The sequence below is a fragment of the Companilactobacillus paralimentarius genome (genome assembly GCF_963227125.1).
Taxonomy (GTDB): Bacteria; Bacillota; Bacilli; order Lactobacillales; family Lactobacillaceae; genus Companilactobacillus; species Companilactobacillus paralimentarius.
Genome location: NZ_OY724131.1, coordinates 1,254,783 through 1,271,079, shown reverse-complemented (window position 1 = coordinate 1,271,079; position 16,297 = coordinate 1,254,783). Strand labels below are relative to the sequence as shown.

Annotated in this window: 17 protein-coding genes; 9 read left to right on the top strand and 8 right to left on the bottom strand. The window is 34.1% G+C overall.

What is annotated here, in order from left to right; genetic code table 11:
- The first annotated feature begins 59 nt into the window (after positions 1 to 59).
- A complete protein-coding gene (locus ACI6PB_RS06115) occupies positions 60 to 983 on the top strand; it encodes an IS30 family transposase (protein WP_404327429.1) in 924 nt (307 codons plus the stop codon).
- A gap of 51 nt (positions 984 to 1,034) precedes the next feature.
- Positions 1,035 to 1,364, top strand: a complete 330-nt coding sequence (locus ACI6PB_RS06110) for a DUF4260 family protein (RefSeq protein ID WP_404327938.1) — start codon at positions 1,035 to 1,037, stop codon at positions 1,362 to 1,364.
- Between the two features lie 12 nt (positions 1,365 to 1,376).
- Here the strand turns inward: ACI6PB_RS06110 and ACI6PB_RS06105 are convergent, their stop codons facing one another.
- Positions 1,377 to 2,189, bottom strand: a complete 813-nt coding sequence (locus ACI6PB_RS06105) for an alpha/beta hydrolase (protein WP_404327937.1) — start codon at positions 2,187 to 2,189, stop codon at positions 1,377 to 1,379.
- Positions 2,190 to 2,419: 230 nt separating this feature from the next.
- Positions 2,420 to 2,989: a TetR/AcrR family transcriptional regulator C-terminal domain-containing protein gene (locus ACI6PB_RS06100; protein ID WP_404327936.1), complete on the bottom strand. Its 570-nt coding sequence runs from the start codon at positions 2,987 to 2,989 to the stop codon at positions 2,420 to 2,422.
- 242 nt (positions 2,990 to 3,231) lie between these two features.
- Between ACI6PB_RS06100 and ACI6PB_RS06095 the strand changes: the two genes are divergently transcribed.
- From ACI6PB_RS06095 to ACI6PB_RS06080, 4 genes are all read left to right on the top strand, one after another.
- Positions 3,232 to 4,530 carry a YhgE/Pip domain-containing protein gene (locus ACI6PB_RS06095; protein ID WP_025086206.1) on the top strand — a complete coding sequence of 433 codons (1,299 nt, stop codon included), beginning with the start codon at positions 3,232 to 3,234 and terminating at the stop codon, positions 4,528 to 4,530.
- A 445-nt stretch (positions 4,531 to 4,975) separates the two neighbouring features.
- Entirely contained in the window at positions 4,976 to 5,512 is a 537-nt protein-coding gene (locus ACI6PB_RS06090; protein WP_056955924.1) for a DUF6609 family protein, read from the top strand.
- Positions 5,513 to 6,111: 599 nt separating this feature from the next.
- On the top strand, positions 6,112 to 6,567 hold the full coding sequence (locus ACI6PB_RS06085) for a hypothetical protein (protein ID WP_404351229.1): 456 nt from the start codon (positions 6,112 to 6,114) through the stop codon (positions 6,565 to 6,567).
- 195 nt (positions 6,568 to 6,762) lie between these two features.
- Positions 6,763 to 7,197, top strand: a complete 435-nt coding sequence (locus ACI6PB_RS06080) for a GNAT family N-acetyltransferase (protein WP_025086204.1) — start codon at positions 6,763 to 6,765, stop codon at positions 7,195 to 7,197.
- A 303-nt stretch (positions 7,198 to 7,500) separates the two neighbouring features.
- Here the strand turns inward: ACI6PB_RS06080 and ACI6PB_RS06075 are convergent, their stop codons facing one another.
- Together ACI6PB_RS06075 and ACI6PB_RS06070 are read right to left on the bottom strand one after the other, a co-directional pair.
- Positions 7,501 to 8,070: a TIGR00730 family Rossman fold protein gene (locus ACI6PB_RS06075; RefSeq protein ID WP_056955925.1), complete on the bottom strand. Its 570-nt coding sequence runs from the start codon at positions 8,068 to 8,070 to the stop codon at positions 7,501 to 7,503.
- Between the two features lie 80 nt (positions 8,071 to 8,150).
- Positions 8,151 to 8,666, bottom strand: a complete 516-nt coding sequence (locus ACI6PB_RS06070; protein ID WP_025085703.1) for a MarR family winged helix-turn-helix transcriptional regulator — start codon at positions 8,664 to 8,666, stop codon at positions 8,151 to 8,153.
- A 148-nt stretch (positions 8,667 to 8,814) separates the two neighbouring features.
- Here ACI6PB_RS06070 and ACI6PB_RS06065 point away from each other — a divergent pair, with 148 nt between their 5' ends.
- Positions 8,815 to 9,750 (top strand): ATP-binding cassette domain-containing protein, encoded by a 936-nt coding sequence (locus ACI6PB_RS06065; protein ID WP_056955926.1) that lies wholly within the window; start codon positions 8,815 to 8,817, stop codon positions 9,748 to 9,750.
- Between the two features lie 18 nt (positions 9,751 to 9,768).
- Positions 9,769 to 10,545, top strand: a complete 777-nt coding sequence (locus tag ACI6PB_RS06060; RefSeq protein WP_025085704.1) for an ABC transporter permease — start codon at positions 9,769 to 9,771, stop codon at positions 10,543 to 10,545.
- 68 nt (positions 10,546 to 10,613) lie between these two features.
- On the opposite strand, the gene ACI6PB_RS06055 is transcribed toward ACI6PB_RS06060, so the two are convergent.
- Complete coding sequence (locus ACI6PB_RS06055) at positions 10,614 to 12,812, bottom strand: Tex family protein (RefSeq protein WP_056955927.1); 2,199 nt, start codon at positions 12,810 to 12,812, stop codon at positions 10,614 to 10,616.
- Positions 12,813 to 12,975: 163 nt separating this feature from the next.
- Here ACI6PB_RS06055 and ACI6PB_RS06050 point away from each other — a divergent pair, with 163 nt between their 5' ends.
- Positions 12,976 to 13,509: a GNAT family N-acetyltransferase gene (locus ACI6PB_RS06050; RefSeq protein ID WP_404327934.1), complete on the top strand. Its 534-nt coding sequence runs from the start codon at positions 12,976 to 12,978 to the stop codon at positions 13,507 to 13,509.
- 322 nt (positions 13,510 to 13,831) lie between these two features.
- Here the strand turns inward: ACI6PB_RS06050 and ACI6PB_RS06045 are convergent, their stop codons facing one another.
- From ACI6PB_RS06045 to ACI6PB_RS06035, 3 genes are all read right to left on the bottom strand, one after another.
- Positions 13,832 to 15,187, bottom strand: coding sequence for an MFS transporter (locus tag ACI6PB_RS06045; protein ID WP_056955928.1), 1,356 nt, complete (start codon positions 15,185 to 15,187; stop codon positions 13,832 to 13,834).
- Positions 15,188 to 15,361: 174 nt separating this feature from the next.
- The gene (locus ACI6PB_RS06040; protein ID WP_404327933.1) at positions 15,362 to 15,658 is read right to left on the bottom strand and encodes an ArsR/SmtB family transcription factor; all 297 of its coding nucleotides are present in this window, start codon (positions 15,656 to 15,658) and stop codon (positions 15,362 to 15,364) included.
- A 60-nt stretch (positions 15,659 to 15,718) separates the two neighbouring features.
- Positions 15,719 to 16,285 (bottom strand): helix-turn-helix domain-containing protein, encoded by a 567-nt coding sequence (locus ACI6PB_RS06035; protein WP_025085707.1) that lies wholly within the window; start codon positions 16,283 to 16,285, stop codon positions 15,719 to 15,721.
- Positions 16,286 to 16,297 lie beyond the last annotated feature (12 nt).

Sequence of the window (16,297 nt, the reverse complement as noted above, 5' to 3'; positions counted from 1 at the left end):
AAACCCATCAAGGTCTTTAATGGTGTTACCACAACATTCCATTAGAAAGAAGGACCTTAATGGGCACCACTATTTTATCATTCCAGAACCGTGTTGTCATTGAAACGCTTCATAATGAAGGACGTTCCTTGCGATACATCGCTAACTACTTAGGCTTTAGTAAGACCACCATCTTTAACGAACTTCACCGGCTAAATAGTGAGTACCAGGCTGAGCTAGCGCAAACTGACTTTGAACGAAAGGTTAGTCAACGGGGGCGGAAGTCTTCGCTCACTAAAAACCTTAAACACTTGGTCGAGGAAAAGATTCAAGTCCAGAAGTGGTCCCCTGAACAAGTTGCCCATGTGGTTGGGATTGCCTACAAGACGGTCTATAACTGGATTGATCAAGGCTGGCTTGATATACAGTTGCCCGATTTGCCTGATCATGGAATTCGTCGTCATCGTGCTAAAGAAAAGCGTGGTACGTTCAGTCACGGCCGCTCCATTGAGGAGCGTCCTCATAAAGTCGAAACTCGCCAGGAATTCGGCCACTTTGAAGCTGATACCGTACTTTCTGGCAAATGTAAAGGTCAAGCTGTGGCTACTTTTGTGGAGCGTAAGAGTCGCCTGACAATTGTTAAACGGCTCCATGGTCGCGACAGTCAGTCCATGACTCAAGCCGTACTTGAACTAGCTAGTCAACTTCAAAACAAGCTCAAGACGCTTACCGTAGATCATGGTAAAGAGTTCGCTAACTATCAGACAATTGAACGGCAAACTGGTACACAGGTTTATTTTGCCCATGCCTATTCACCACATGAACGCGGTAGTAATGAGAACCGTAACCGAGTTTTACGACGCTTTATTCCCAAAGGCCAAGCCATTGAAGAGTTAAGCGATCACAAGCTGATTCAAATTAATTGGTATTTGAATTCACGGCCACTTAAATGTCTTAATTGGCATACACCAATCGAGATCTTCTTGCTTAATTTACGTCACTAAATTCGTTCAAGTTATTTCTTGCAATCTGCCTTTTAAATAAATTCATAGGAGATGTTCTTGATGACGAAAATCTATCGTTATGAATACGCTTCACTATCCATTACTCTATTAATCGTTTATAGCCACATGGGAAATTGGGGGTTGATACCTATTCTATATTTAATTCCCGATATTACTGCATTGGGATTTTTCATTTCCACCAAGACAGGTGAGAAAGCTTATAACTTATCTCATACGTTACTCTTACCACTTATTCTGTTATCCATAAACTTAATAACTAAATCAAATAACTTATTTACCAGTAGCATGATTATTTGGTTACTCCATATTTCGATAGATCGAACTCTTGGCTGGAATTTATTTCCAAGAAAAACAATGTAGTTCAGATTTCAATTAGTAAAATGTTTTGGTTTCAGCCAAATTATTAAATAAATAGTTAGAAACAATCCCAATAACTTGTCTATTTTCCGGCAAATCCGAATGGTTAGTATTTTCTCCGGTTAAGGTAATCTCAGTAAAATACCTAACCTGAGATTGATAAATATATTTTCCACTATAAACAGAATCCACCTTGACCAGACCATCAGTCGAATAGTTTTTAGCACCAGCAATTGAATAAATCGTGATGTTATAAGGAATCTTATTGCGGTTATGAACTAGCTCGCTCAACATTTTTGATCCCTGCATATTATAAGGTGTCGCAATCGTCATCAAACAATCGAGATGCATTTTTGAAATGTTAATATACTTTTCAATTGCTAATGTCCAAATTAGACCACCATTCGAATGTCCAAGAGCCCTAAAATTTGTAAAGCCATACTTAGTTTGTAAACTTTGCATAACTTTACCAAGCAACTTAGCCTGTTGATTGATGTTCCGATATCCATCGCGATTATTTTGAAAGGACACTACTACGATAGGTTGATTATCTATACTTAGGATTCCACCATGAAATTTCATTTTACCGTTTTCGTCCACTTTGACTTTTAAAACACTGTGTTTAAAATGATTCTTTTCTCTAGGTAGATTGGAAATTAAATAATCAAACCGATTTTCTCCCGCTGATGAACCAGGAACCATGACAATTGGCGACATATAATTTGCGTTGAATATCTGCATTATCTCTGATGATTGTTCTACAAAGCCACTAGCTAATAAAATAAAAAAAAGAAAATAAATTATCCATTTCATATTTTTCTTAAGCATCGTTAATTACCTCAACCTTGATAAGTAATATTGAAAGATAACTTTTCTTATTTCAGTACAGATAATAAAACCTAGATACTAATTCAACAATAATCAAAGATGAACACTCTGTTGATTAAATAATTTTTTAAACCGCTTATTAATCAGTTATTTATAGACAATTTCATGAATTAAAACTGTTCATTTATAAAAAATAAGGCTAGACAAATTCGTTATAAATTTGTCTAGCCCTATTTGCATCGATTGGAAAGTTGTTCAGGATTCAATGTTCTCGTATAGATAAAAATATCGTAAATTTTTTGAGGTTTTAATACAGGAGTACCCTCAAGCCAATAGATCAAAAAGTCCAATATCCCCTGCGACAAGAGTTCATTAGCATAATTTTTTGGCAATTTATCATCATTTTCTGTGGCATTAGATGCAATAGATAGTACTAAATTTTTAATATCTTTAACAAATTTGGAGTCATAATCCTTCAACAACAATATAGACAATTCTTTTTGACGATAGAGATATTTGAATAATTGTAAAAAAGCATTATTCTTATTCAATGATTTATCTAAATTTGGTTTCTTATAATTTGAAAATATATTTTGGATATCCAAAATTATTTCTTTTTCATATTTAGATTTCAAATCATATTTATCCAAATAGTGAATATAAAAGGTTCCACGATTGATTTTAGCATCTTTAATCAAAGCGCTAATCGTCAACTTATCAAATCCTTCAGCACTAACAATTTTGATAAAGGCCCGTTGAATTTTCATTTCTGTTTTTAATCTTTTTTCATTAGACTCCATCAGAGAACACCTCTTAAATGAACTGACTGTTTATTTAAAGTTGATAATAATCCAAAATAATTTAAATTCAATAAATAAACACTTCTCGTATTTTTGTCACCGATATAACACAAGCATATTTGGATTTATTTAAAAATACAGTCATATCCACTCAACACTTTACCTGTTTTTGCATATTGCTCCCTCAATATTAAAAATCTATTATGCGGTTGTATAAAAAATTATTGAAGGAGATTTCAATCATGTTTAAATCAGAATGGAAATACCTCATAAATAATAAAAAAATTTTAATAGTGTTATTGGCAATTGCTTTAATTCCTGCTATTTACTGTTATATCTATCTCTCTTCAATGTGGAATACCTATGGGAAAGTAGATCATATTCCAGTAAACATTGTTAACGAAGATAAGTCAGTAGTTTTCAATGGCAAAGAAATTACAATTGGTGATAATTTAACAAGAAGTCTCAAGGATAAAGATACCTTTGATTTTGAAGAGACAAGTTCAACAAAGGCTGAACAGCGGTTGCGTTCAGGTAAATCCTATATGACCATTATTATTCCCAAAGACTTTTCTAAAAATGCAACCACTTTACTTTCATCACATCCTCAAAAAATGAAAATCAATTATAAAATCAATTCTGGTCAGAACTTTATTGTTTCTAAAATAACTACCGGAGCCGCAACCAATGTTAATCAAAAGGTATCTGAACAAGTAACATCTACATATTCAAAAGTGATTCTCAAAGCTCTAAGTGGTGCTCAAAATGGTATGGTCGAAGCTGGGACAGCTACTAATCAGATATCCAGTCAATCACCATCTCCTCAATTAAAGGCCGGAACTCAACAATTATCAGGAGCTTTGCTAAGCGGAGCTGCCAGATTGAATACGATTTCTAAAAATGACCAAACAGCCGATCATTTGGCAACTCCTATCTCTGAACATTTAACCGATATTAATAAAGTACCTAATAACGGTACTGGAATGGCTCCATTTGCAATCGCACTTGGCATCTATGTTGCAGGAATTGCTTTAGGAACTATGTATGACAATGATCCACACAAGAAACCAACTTCAGCCTTTGGTTGGTGGTTATCCAAGGCATCCATCATTACAGCAGTTGCCATCGTTCAATCAGTTATTTTATTTTTCACTTTGACAAAATTGAATAATTTACAAGTTAATTCTCAATTTGATTTATTTGGTGAGTTGATCCTTGGATCATTATTATTTCAATCATTGATTTTTTGTTTAAGTACACTTTTAGGGGGCGTTGGTACTTGGTTGGTATCAATTATCCTAGTCACTCAAGTAGTTTCATCTGGAGGATTATATCCAATGCAATTAGTTGGACATTTTGCTCAAACCATGAATCAGTGGTTACCAATGACTTATCTTATCGATTCATTACGTTCAACTATTTCTACTAATTTAAATATTCAATCTGATATTCTAATAATGATAGCTATGATTATTGGATTTAATGCCCTATCGATTGTCAAATTCCGATTTATAACGATTCATAAAACACTTAAAATTTAATCAAGACTTCAAATTAAATATATGAAGTTGATAAGGACAGTTCCAAAACTTTACTATGAAATGTACTTTTTATTCAAAAAAACTACTAACCCTTCACTTTAAAAGGCTAGTAGTTTTTTGCTAAATGAAATATTCCTTCTTCATTTTTCAAATTTCACTTTTTCGATTCTATCTATTATAACTGGGAACGAAAAGAAGCTACCGATCTTGCTCATCGACGACTTCAACACAATCTTTAGAATGATTTTAACGGGAATGTTTACCGTTTCTTCCAACTCCATTTTATCCAAATTTTTCATAACCTCTTTAATTAACTGATATGATGACTTTTTATTCATTAAAGCAACTAACATAGCTCAAAAATAATATTTTTGTGCAAATAAGCTGTATATTTTCAAAAGACAATAATATATACTCTTACTTAGAAAATTTTAGGAGATTTTTTATGAAAAATATTGCTTATAAATATCCTCGTCAGAGAATTAATGGCATTTGGCTTATCATTGTGGGGATTGCCATGCTTTCATTAACGCTGAAATTGAAGAACGGCATGCCAAATACCATTCCATTTGGAATTCTATATAGTGTGGGTATATTCTGGGAACTTAATTCTAAAACCCGTAAACGTCTTAGTGTCGGACCAGGAACCAAATCACAACAATTCTGGGCTAATGCTGCCATTATTATTATGTGTATTGCTATCGTGTTTACTATTATCTTGGCTAGAAATACTTATCCGACAACATCGATTAATTTTATGAGAACCATTTGGTTAGGTGTCTTATTATCAGTCGGTTTACACTTCTTCATGTTTATTCCAGTTCACGGTAAAATGATGGGTATTTTAGGTATTCTTACAATTATTAACGTTCTAATATCAATGCTCCTAGTAGTTCCTTTAGATTTAGTTTTCATTATCGATGGTTTTTTGAAATTAATTTTTGGAATCCTTTATATTAAATTAAGTCCCATAAATTTTTAATGACATTTATATCAGGAAGTAAGTTTAAAAGAATAAACTTGCTTCCTATTTTTATCTTCTGATTTCTCTAAAATTTTTTTGAGGGGAAAAATCTACGATCATCGTCAAAACTACAACATTAATATATAATCGTAAATCGGTTGTATTAAATATTTCAAAAAATGCTGTTTAGCACACGTCATATTTATTTAGCCTTTAGTAAGAACAAAACAATAATTAAATTACGTATCGTCATTTTAAGCTTAACATTATTTTGTGAGATATTTACAATGAATCAAAAACACAGCTATCAATTTCATCTATGAAAGAATTATTGTCATCTAGTGTCCATTTTTTTGCCGAATTATCTAGATTGAGTTTAGGCTATAGTAAAGGTAATAATATTGTTATTACTCCTATGTTCTAAAGTTATTACTAAAGACCTCGGTTTTTCATTAAAACAAAAACTCCACAATTACTGACAATCTCATTCAGTAATTTGTGAAGTTTTTTTATTTTAATAAAATTTAAATCAAAGAGTCCCAAAAAAATAAAATTAGGTTTAATCAAACAAACAAGCCTCAAAGGGTTCAAAATCTTCTTCTACAAAAATGGAAACAGTGAAGAAAGCTTCCAAAGCTGACAAATCTAAGAAGAAAATAAATAAACAAAATATTTCTACAAATACTAACCAAAATAATTCAAACAATACGGCTCAACAAACATCAAATACCAATGCTAAACCCAAACAACCAAAAGTAACAAATCATGCAACTACTCAACAAAAACAAGTACCAGTAACAAACAACAACACTAATACTCATCCACAATCTGATACAATCATTCAAAACTCTGACCAAGCCGCAGCTTTAGTCGCTCATTCTATGGGTGGTGCTGCAAAAGAATCCATGAATGTTAAACAGGAAACTGATGGCTATCACGTATGGTTTGATACTGGTTCTAAGAATCCAATCGTTACAGTCGTAAAATCAAATGGTGATTTCCATGATGTTAATGGCAATCTCATTGGTACATATGCCAAAATGTCTGCCCCTGATGGAATATACTATCAATAAAAGATTTTTAAATTAAATTCTAAAAAATTAAATAAACCATTTAAAAAGCACCCATAAAACGGGTAGTTTTTGCTGATCCCGATGGGCCGAGTATACTTATAAAATCATCCTTGTTTTTAGACAGATTAATTCCATGAAGAATTTCGATTGTCTTCTTAGATTCAATTACAACACTTTAAGAAGAGGATAGATATTTTGATTATAAGAGAAGCTACTATAGAAGATGCACCTGAGATTCATAGAATTAATATCAGTAGTTTGGACTATCACTTTCCAATTGATCAAACAACCAAGCAAATTCAAAAGATTCTATCCTTACCTAACAGCAAATTATTTGTTGCTGCCAACGACGACAATAAGGTCCTAGGATATATTCAAATGAGCGATTATGAGAATACTTATCACAAGAGTTTGAAGAACATCATAACGTTAGCTGTGGATGGAAATCACCAACATGAGGGAATTGGTTCAAAACTAATCGAACATGCCGAACAGTGGGCAAAAGAAGATGGTAGTTACGGTATTAGACTTGTTTCCGGATTTGAAAGAAAATCTGGCCACAAATTCTACGATAAGCATGGCTATGAGATTCGTAAGGAAGAAATTAATTACATTAAATGGTGGAACTAAAGTTTCATTCGTTAAATATTTACTGTTAAAAAAGCGGTTGCCTGAATTAAGGTGCTCCATAACTGTCAAATTTCTTGTCTAGCAATTGTGAAGCATTTTTGTTCATTATTATTTCAATCATTGATTTTTTGTTTAAGTACAGATATTGATACTTGCCTAGTATCACTCAGATTTAACGCTCTATCGATTGCCAAATCACTTTATAATTTATAAATTTAATAAGCTCCAAAATAATAGGTCACAAACTTAAAATTTTAAGTTTGTGACCTATTATTTTAATACCAATAAACTTCCAACCAGAATTTATTTAGAATATTGACGAATTCTAGGTGGAATATAATTTTCCATAAACTCAAATATCTCTGTTAACGAATCCGAAAATAAGAGCTTGCTGCGATCACTCTGTGTTAGGTATCCATTTTGAACCATATTATCAAACATATCTCTCAAAGAATCATAGTATCCGGCCACATTATAGAATACACAAGGATTATCATTATCCCCTAATCTTGCCCAAGAAAATGCCTCTATTATTTCTTCAAGCGTTCCGGGACCTCCTGGCAACGCAATACAACCATCTGAATCATTAAGCATAGTTTTCTTTCTAGTACTCATATTATCAACCACTTTTAAATCAGTTAATCTATCTAATGAAGCACCACGATCGACAAGTTCTTGTGGCATTACACCATGAACCTTGCCTCCGTTATCCAAAACCGTATTGGCTAAAAGTCCCATTAAACCAACACCGCCTCCACCATAAACTAATTCTAAATTGTGTTCTGCCAAATAAGTGCCCAATTGAACTGTTGCATCTGTGTGAAGTGATTTATTTCCCTTTGATGCTCCACAATAAACAGCTATTCTTTTCATAAAATATTATTCTCCCTGGATTATTCTGTAACAGATATTACGATAATTTATTACCAATTTTAAATTAACACTTTAAATCTTCAGTCATTTGTATGGATTTTAGTCAATACGTGATTCAACATAAGTTGATGATATTTATTATGTAAAGTTGAATCTGCATTCTTAATATCAAGATACATTTGTTCATTTATTTTATCCAAAATATTATTAAGCTGTAACAATTCCTCATCATTTAAGGCTCTTAAGTATTTTGGAATTACTTGCATTCTTTTTTCAATTTCTAATCGACCATTATCAGTCAAACTAACAATAGTTACACGCTTATCGTCCACTGATTTCTTACGTGAAACTAAGTCTCTCTTTTCAAGCTTTCGAACAAATTCAGCCATAGATTGTGGTGTCATATTAAGCCTATCTGCTAAAACTTTTTGTGGCAAATTATCATCGTCTGACAATGCCAATAATATTTTCCCTTGACCTTGGAATAACATTTTATAATCATTTTTATGCTGTGCATCATCTTCAGCAATATTTTGTAACATGCTAAATTCAACCAACTTACCTGCTGTTTTTCCCTGATCAATTAAATTTGTCATTGTTATGCATCCTCCAATTTCTTATTATACGTGAATATCCAATTTAATTCAGGTCTACCTGATTATTTTTCTTGATTTTTAATCAGGCGGCCCTTATAATCTGTTTTTGTTAGGTATACCTGATTAATTTTTTGAAGAGGTCATTAAAATGCAAAATAACACTGCTATTAACGTAGAACATTTATCTAAAGCATTCAACAATCAAAAAGTAGTCGATGATGTTTCATTCACTGTTAAAAAGGGAGAAGTCTTCGGACTATTAGGCCCTAATGGAGATGGTAAAACCACCATTCTCCGTATGATAACTACTTTATTAAAACCAACTACTGGTAATATAACTATTCTTGATCATGATATCAAAAAAGACAGCAAACTAGCACGATCAACTTTTGGCGTAACAGGTCAATATGCTGCTGTTGATGAAGACATTACCGCCAAAGAAAATTTACTAATATTTTCTAGATTGAACGGATTGTCAAAAAAAGAATCTCATATACGAACAAATGAATTGTTGAAAGAATTCTCACTTGAAAAGGGTGCTGACAAATCAATCAAAGAATTTTCTGGTGGTATGCGTCGCAGACTAGATTTGGCCATTAGTTTGATTACACGACCAGAGATAATTTTTCTAGATGAACCGACAACTGGGTTGGATCCACGGACTCGCACACAAATGTGGGATACAATTCGGAATTTAGTTAAACATGGATCGACAGTTTTTCTAACAACACAATATCTTGAAGAGGCAGATACTCTCGCTGATCGTGTTGCTGTAATTGATCATGGTAAATTAATTCGAATTGGTACTCCCGATAAATTGAAACACGAAATTGGCGAATCAAAAATGTCTTTAAAAATCATAAAAAATAATGATGTCCTCCCTGCTGCCAAAATTCTTCAGAATGCATTGAATTCAAGGCCGCAGATAATTAACAATACCATTACTGTGAGATTCAAAACTACTGAACAAATAATTGACGGACTATCACAACTAAGCACCGACAAAATAGATGTTTCAAATTTAAAGATTCAAGAACCATCCCTAGATGATGTCTTTATGATATTAACAATTGGTAAAAATTAAAAATATGGAGAAAAAATAATGGAAATCAAGAAAAGTCGTATTAGCACAATTCAAAATATTAATACCATGGCCTATCGCAATCTTCTAAAAACTCTACATAATCCTGATCATCTAATGGACGTTCTAATTCAGCCAGTTATGTTCATGATACTGTTCGGTTATTTATTCGGTGGCGCTATTGCCGGAGGAGTCCATGCATACTTACCAATAATTGTTCCCGGAATACTAATACAAACTATCCTATCTGCCGCCTCAGGTTCTGGTACACAAATCAAGGAAGACATGGAGACTGGAATCTTTGACCGTTTCAAAACATTACCCATCGCTCACATTGCCCCACTTGCTGGACAATTATTGGCAGATATCTTGCGATTAGTCCTTGCAATCGTTGCTTCACTTACAACCGGATACCTCATGGGGTGGCGACCAAATGTAGCATTTGGATGGATCATTGTCATCATATTAATCACTGTCTTTACTGGTTGGGCTATATCATGGATCTATGCATTTATAGGATTGATGGCAAAAAGCGCAACTATGGTAGAAAGCATTTCTTTAATGACCATGCTACTATTATCATTTTTGTCAAATGCTTTCATTCCAATCAATACTTTGCCTAAATTTTTACAGATAATCGCCAATTTAAATCCAATGACACATGTGATTACTGCTATTCGTCAAATTCTGGCAACAGGAGCGTTTTCAAATACTGCATGGATTGTCCTTATATTCGATTTAGTCATTGTACTGATTTTTGCTTCTTTAACAGTCTGGGCATATAACAGACAAAACTAGATATCAAATTAATTTAAAAATAAAGGATCAATATTAGTCTATAAGCCCAATATTGATCCCTTATTTTATTACTTTTTATTCTCTTTACGCATAGTCAATTGAATTCGATTACGATCTTCATCAACACTAAGAACCCAAACGGTCACAATATCACCAATTGTCACCACGGTACTAGGATCACTAACAAAATGATCAGACAATTGAGAAATATGAACTAACCCGTCTTGTTTAACACCGATATCGATAAAAGCTCCAAAATCAATGACATTACGAACGGTACCTTGAAGTTCCATCCCTGGTTTTAAATCGGCCATGGTCAAAACATCTTGGCGTAGCAATGGTGCTGGCATGCTATCACGCAAGTCACGTCCCGGTTTACTCAGACCAGCAATAATATCTGCTAAAGTTGATTCGCCGATATCTAACTTTTCAGCCCATTGTTTTTGATCCAGCTTACCTAATTTCTGTTGTAATTCTGGTGTCCCGATTGAATCGATTGTTACATTGATACCTGACAACAATCTTCGAGTTGCGGCGTAACTTTCCGGATGGATATCTGTATTATCCAACGGATCACTACCAGCAATGATTCTCAAAAAACCAACCGATTGTTGATAAGCTTTAGGCCCCAATCGAGGGACAGATTTCAAATCTTGACGTTTAGAAAATGAACCGTTCTCATTTCTATAAGTCACAATATTTTTGGCAGTAGTTGCGGTCAATCCAGAAATATGGGTTAACAATTCAGGACTGGCTGTATTTAAATTAACTCCTACTTGGTTAACGGCAGTCTCAACGACACGATCCAATTGTTCGTCCAATTCCTTTTCAGGTACATCGTGTTGATACTGACCAACACCAATAGCTTTCGGATCAACTTTAATCAATTCAGCCAATGGATCTTGTAGGCGACGTCCAATACTGACAGCCGAACGCTCTTCAACATGTAGATTAGCAAATTCTTTTCGAGCATTAGCACTAGCAGAATAAACGGAAGCTCCGGCCTCATTAACTATCACATAGTAAACAGGGTGATCCAAGGTCTTCAAAATTTCACTGACAAACTCTTCAGACTCACGACTAGCTGTTCCGTTACCAATAGCAATCATTTCTACATGATATTTTTCCAGTAATTTTTTGAACTCTGGACCAGCTTCGGCACGTTGTTTACTGCTAGCGGGTTTATGTGGATAGATAACTTGTTTAGTCAAAAAGCGACCATTTGCATCCATAATTGCCAATTTGCAGCCTGTTCGATAGGCTGGATCAAAGCCCATAACCACTTTTCCCTTTAAAGGTGCCTGCATCAATAGGTGATACAAGTTATTACCAAACACTTGAATAGCATGTTTATCAGCCTTATCAGATATTTGACGACGTAATTCACGTTCAATTGATGGACCAATGAAACGCTTATAAGCATCAGCAAAAGCCGCTTCAACTTTTTCTACTGCTGGTCCCTTATGACGTCTGATTAAATGTGAATCCCCATAATGCAAGATTGAAGTGTCATCAACTGTTATCCCTACTGTCAAAATTTTCTCACGTTCACCACGATTTATTGCTAAAACACGATAAGGTGGAACCTGTTTCAAAGCTTGTGTGAATTCATAATAAGTTTCATAAACCTGTTGTTCGTCTTTATCCTTAGCGCCTCGTTTGAGTTTACTAGTCAATTCCCCGTGAGCCCATGTATAACCACGAATCCATTCACGGAAGTCAGCTCGTTCACTGAAATTTTCAGCTAAAATCTCGTTGACTCCGGCCCAAACAGATTCCAAATCGGGTAAATCTTTATCTTTAGAAATAAAAGTTTTTGCCTTAGCATCAAGTCCACGTTCGGGAAAAGTCATTAACCACTTAGCTAATGGTTCCAATCCTGCTTCACGAGCTATGGTAGCTTTGGTACGGCGTTTCTGTTTATATGGAAGATACAAATCTTCAACTTGTTGCAAAACTGTAGCCTGTTCTAATTGTTGTTTCAAACTAGGTGTTAACTTACCTTGCTCCTGAATCAATTTCAACACATCATCACGACGTTGATTTAATTTCATTAGCCGATGAGCTTCATCTTCAATATCACGGATTGCCACTTCATCCAAAGTCCCCGTTCGTTCTTTACGATAACGAGCAATAAAAGGTACTGTATTGCCTTCATCTAAAAGTGTTAGAACTGCTTGAATTTGTTGCACACGATACTGATTCAATTGTTGGTGAACTGGTTTGGCCAGATCAACCATGTTATTTTCTTCTTGTTTTGTTGCCATGTGATCCTCCATTGTTGTAACTACTTGGATTAAACGCGTCTTCAATTATACCATGGTCAATTCAAAATTCAGTCGCTTACCTACACCTAAAATTTCGTTCAAATACCATTAGGAAAAATTAAAGTGATAAAATTAAATTATCTTATTTATACGGAGGACCAAAATGAGTTCAATTTACATTAAACGTGCACAAATTACAGATTTAAATGAAATAATGAACATTATTAGTCAAGCTCAAGCAATGTTGAAAGCAGATGGTAGTCCTCAATGGCAAAATGGTTATCCTGATACTGCTACATTAAAAAATGACATTATGGCTCAGCAATGTTGGGTCTTAATGGTTGATAACAAGGTCGCTGGTACAGCAACTTTAATTGTTGCCGATGATCCTAATTACCGTGAAATCACTGATGGCCAATGGGAAAATAATACTGATCCTTACGCAACTATTCATCGTATCGCTATCAGTGGTGATTTTGCTGGTCAACACTTAGGCAAAATTTTTGTTTCCAATCTTATCAGTCAGTCCTATCAAAATGGTATTCGTAACTTTAGAATCGATACTCATAAGTTGAATAAGAGAATGAAACACTTGGCTACTAGTGCCGGTTACGTTCATCGTGGCAAAATTTATGTTAGTGAACCCGCTGTTAATCACGAGGATAACGCCCGCTTAGCTTTTGAATTGAATCTATAAATTTGTACAAAAATAGGATGTGAATTTGAAATTAATCAAACTCACATCCTATTTATTTTGCATTGATTTTATTATCTTCAGTAAATCATTATACAAATATCTTTATATATAATCTAACGAATAAAAATTTTCACTCTTTTTTGTTGCTAGAGATTTTTACCCAAGTAATACTTTTAATATTATTACTTAAGGCGAAATACATAAAAAAATCTTTGGTTAAGAATAAACAAGATGCATTTCTAATCATCATTGAAAAAACAAGACTGATGAAATAAATCAAAAATATAATAACTAATTTTTTAATTCAATCATTATTTTTGACTCAGAATGAGAATAAAATACCACTAAGTGACATCAGACCAGCACACATCATAGCTGCGCGAAAGCCATTGGCAAATGAATTAATATCGATAGTATTACCAAATCCATAGAATACAATCACTGAAATAGTGGTTCCTACAGCACCTCCCATCAAACGGAAAACATTATAAATTCCTGATGCTTTACCAATAGACTCAGGATCAACTGCTCCTAAAACAGATTTTTGTAAGGCCGGTCCCGCCATTGAGAGTCCCACACCGGCTAATGCCAATGGAATTATCATGATTAAATACAAACTCTGTTCAGTAACCAAAATTGAAAGCAACAAATATCCTATTCCCTGCAAAACAAGTCCCAAAGTTGCTATCAGTTTTTCTCCAAATTTATCTACTGTTTTACCAGCAAAGGGAGCTACCACAACTAAAGTTCCAGTCCAAGGTAAAATTTCTAGGCCCGCGGTTAAAGAATCTGCTCGGCCGACAACTTGAAGAAATTGTGGTAAGAAAAATACCACACCATACATTGCCGCATACAACAAAAAAGTTGCCACGTTCCCTCCAGTAAACGCCTTCGAACGAAAATATTTTAAAGGAATCATCGGTTTAGATTCATTCCTTTGACGAGCAATAAAACAGATTCCTAAAGCTAAACTTAAGATACCAACCAACACTGATATAACTTTTGAATTGGCAGCAGTCATTTCTGACAAGGACCAGATAATACCAGCTGAAGCAAAAATTATTAATAAGGAGTCCACTAGTCCAATTTTGTCACTATTACCGATACTTTCTGGTAATATCCGTTCTGATAAATAAATTGCGGCTATTCCAATAGGAACGTTGATCCAGAAAATCCATTGCCAGGCCAATTTAGCGACAATCAAACCACCCAATGACGGTCCAACAATCAGTGCTAAGCCTCCAATCCCACTCCAGATCCCCAACGCTTTACCACGTTCTGAGGTTGGCAATGCATGCGTTAAAATTGCCATAGACATCGGCGTCATGACTGAGGCACCAATTCCCTCAATTACTCGAGCAATAATCAAAACAGTAATATTACTGGATAATGCACAAAAAACTGAACCCAAAGTAAAAACAAAAATACCGATATTATAAATTTTTCGGCGGCCAATTCTTTCACCTAGAGAAACGCCAACTAACAATACAGCACCAATTGTTATATTGTAAGCATTCAAAGCCCACTGCAAAGTATTCACTGAAATATGAAAATCTGTTCTAATTGCGGTTGAAGCCGTCGTGACGATCATTGAATCCATCATCGACATGAAAAATCCTAGTGACGTTAATATCAAAATCCAGGTGGAACTAATCCTTCTATTCGTGGTTGCTTCCATTTTAATCTCCTCTGTACAGCATTTTAAAATAGTTCAAATATTTTTGAACTATTTAACATTATCATTCAGTAAAATTTGTGACAATAAAAATTGTATAAAAAAAAGACGTCTTTAGAACGTCTCTTTTTGAGTAATTCAAAGATACCAATGGATTCAACCATTTAGGATAAATATTTAAATATTCTGATAGAAATCAGTCACATATTTATCAAACGTACTTTTATTCAAAGTAACGTATTTTTCACGAGCTTCTCGTCGTATATTAATTAATCCTGCTGATTCCAACAACTTGAAATGATATGAACCAGAGGTTTTGCTGATATTGACCGCTCTTCCAACTTCACCACAAGCTATCTCGTGATCAGTATGTTTCAGATATTCAATAATTTCTAAGCGGATCGGATCCGCTAGTGCTTTAAAAATTTGAATTTGTCTATCATCTATTTGCTTTTTCAATTTAGTATTTACCATATTTGCTATTTTACTTGAAGTTTAATTGGCGATTCAATATGTCAGCCCAAAAATTCTTGTCTACCATTTTTCCAATTGAATCTTAACATGACGCTTATTTTTTGAATCGGGATTAGGGTCATTTTTTTCAGCGTTATTTAATACCTTGAATAAATCTGACATGACCTTCTTTTCACCTTCTGGAGATAAATCTATTTCCCCATGTGCTGAAGTAGTATTGTCTTCATCGTTTCCATTGTTAATAGTTTCCCTCAAAGCACTAATGAATTCATGATGTTGCAACATTACCAATTGAAGTGTTTGTTCAGCGTGTTCTTTGATCCAATCATCTGAGAAGTTTAAAACATTATCATCGTCATCCACAATATATTTTGTTTTTTGATTCAGAAACAAACTAGAATAATAATTCTCAGTTAAATTCTTGATTTTCTCTTGTTTAACAATTTTTAAAAGATCAGCATCCATCATTTTATTCAATGTGTAGTATAGCTGATTATTAGGAATTTTAGTGGCCTTTGAAATCTGTTTTGGAGTTAGTCCTTCTTCGACTTTAGTGGCCTTTAAAATTTTGCCAACTTTGTCGTCGACCATTAATTTGGCAAATTGATCTACTGTAACTTTGGACATTATTTTCACCTC

Coding starts and splice junctions, on each gene's coding strand:
- ACI6PB_RS06115 (WP_404327429.1), top strand. CDS start 60: ATGGGCACCACTATTTTATCATTCCAGAACCGTGTTGTCATTGAAACG.
- ACI6PB_RS06110 (WP_404327938.1), top strand. CDS start 1,035: ATGTTCTTGATGACGAAAATCTATCGTTATGAATACGCTTCACTATCC.
- ACI6PB_RS06105 (WP_404327937.1), bottom strand. CDS start 2,189: ATGCTTAAGAAAAATATGAAATGGATAATTTATTTTCTTTTTTTTATT.
- ACI6PB_RS06100 (WP_404327936.1), bottom strand. CDS start 2,989: ATGGAGTCTAATGAAAAAAGATTAAAAACAGAAATGAAAATTCAACGG.
- ACI6PB_RS06095 (WP_025086206.1), top strand. CDS start 3,232: ATGTTTAAATCAGAATGGAAATACCTCATAAATAATAAAAAAATTTTA.
- ACI6PB_RS06090 (WP_056955924.1), top strand. CDS start 4,976: ATGAAAAATATTGCTTATAAATATCCTCGTCAGAGAATTAATGGCATT.
- ACI6PB_RS06075 (WP_056955925.1), bottom strand. CDS start 8,070: ATGAAAAGAATAGCTGTTTATTGTGGAGCATCAAAGGGAAATAAATCA.
- ACI6PB_RS06070 (WP_025085703.1), bottom strand. CDS start 8,666: ATGACAAATTTAATTGATCAGGGAAAAACAGCAGGTAAGTTGGTTGAA.
- ACI6PB_RS06065 (WP_056955926.1), top strand. CDS start 8,815: ATGCAAAATAACACTGCTATTAACGTAGAACATTTATCTAAAGCATTC.
- ACI6PB_RS06060 (WP_025085704.1), top strand. CDS start 9,769: ATGGAAATCAAGAAAAGTCGTATTAGCACAATTCAAAATATTAATACC.
- ACI6PB_RS06055 (WP_056955927.1), bottom strand. CDS start 12,812: ATGGCAACAAAACAAGAAGAAAATAACATGGTTGATCTGGCCAAACCA.
- ACI6PB_RS06050 (WP_404327934.1), top strand. CDS start 12,976: ATGAGTTCAATTTACATTAAACGTGCACAAATTACAGATTTAAATGAA.
- ACI6PB_RS06045 (WP_056955928.1), bottom strand. CDS start 15,187: ATGGAAGCAACCACGAATAGAAGGATTAGTTCCACCTGGATTTTGATA.
- ACI6PB_RS06040 (WP_404327933.1), bottom strand. CDS start 15,658: ATGGTAAATACTAAATTGAAAAAGCAAATAGATGATAGACAAATTCAA.
- ACI6PB_RS06035 (WP_025085707.1), bottom strand. CDS start 16,285: ATGTCCAAAGTTACAGTAGATCAATTTGCCAAATTAATGGTCGACGAC.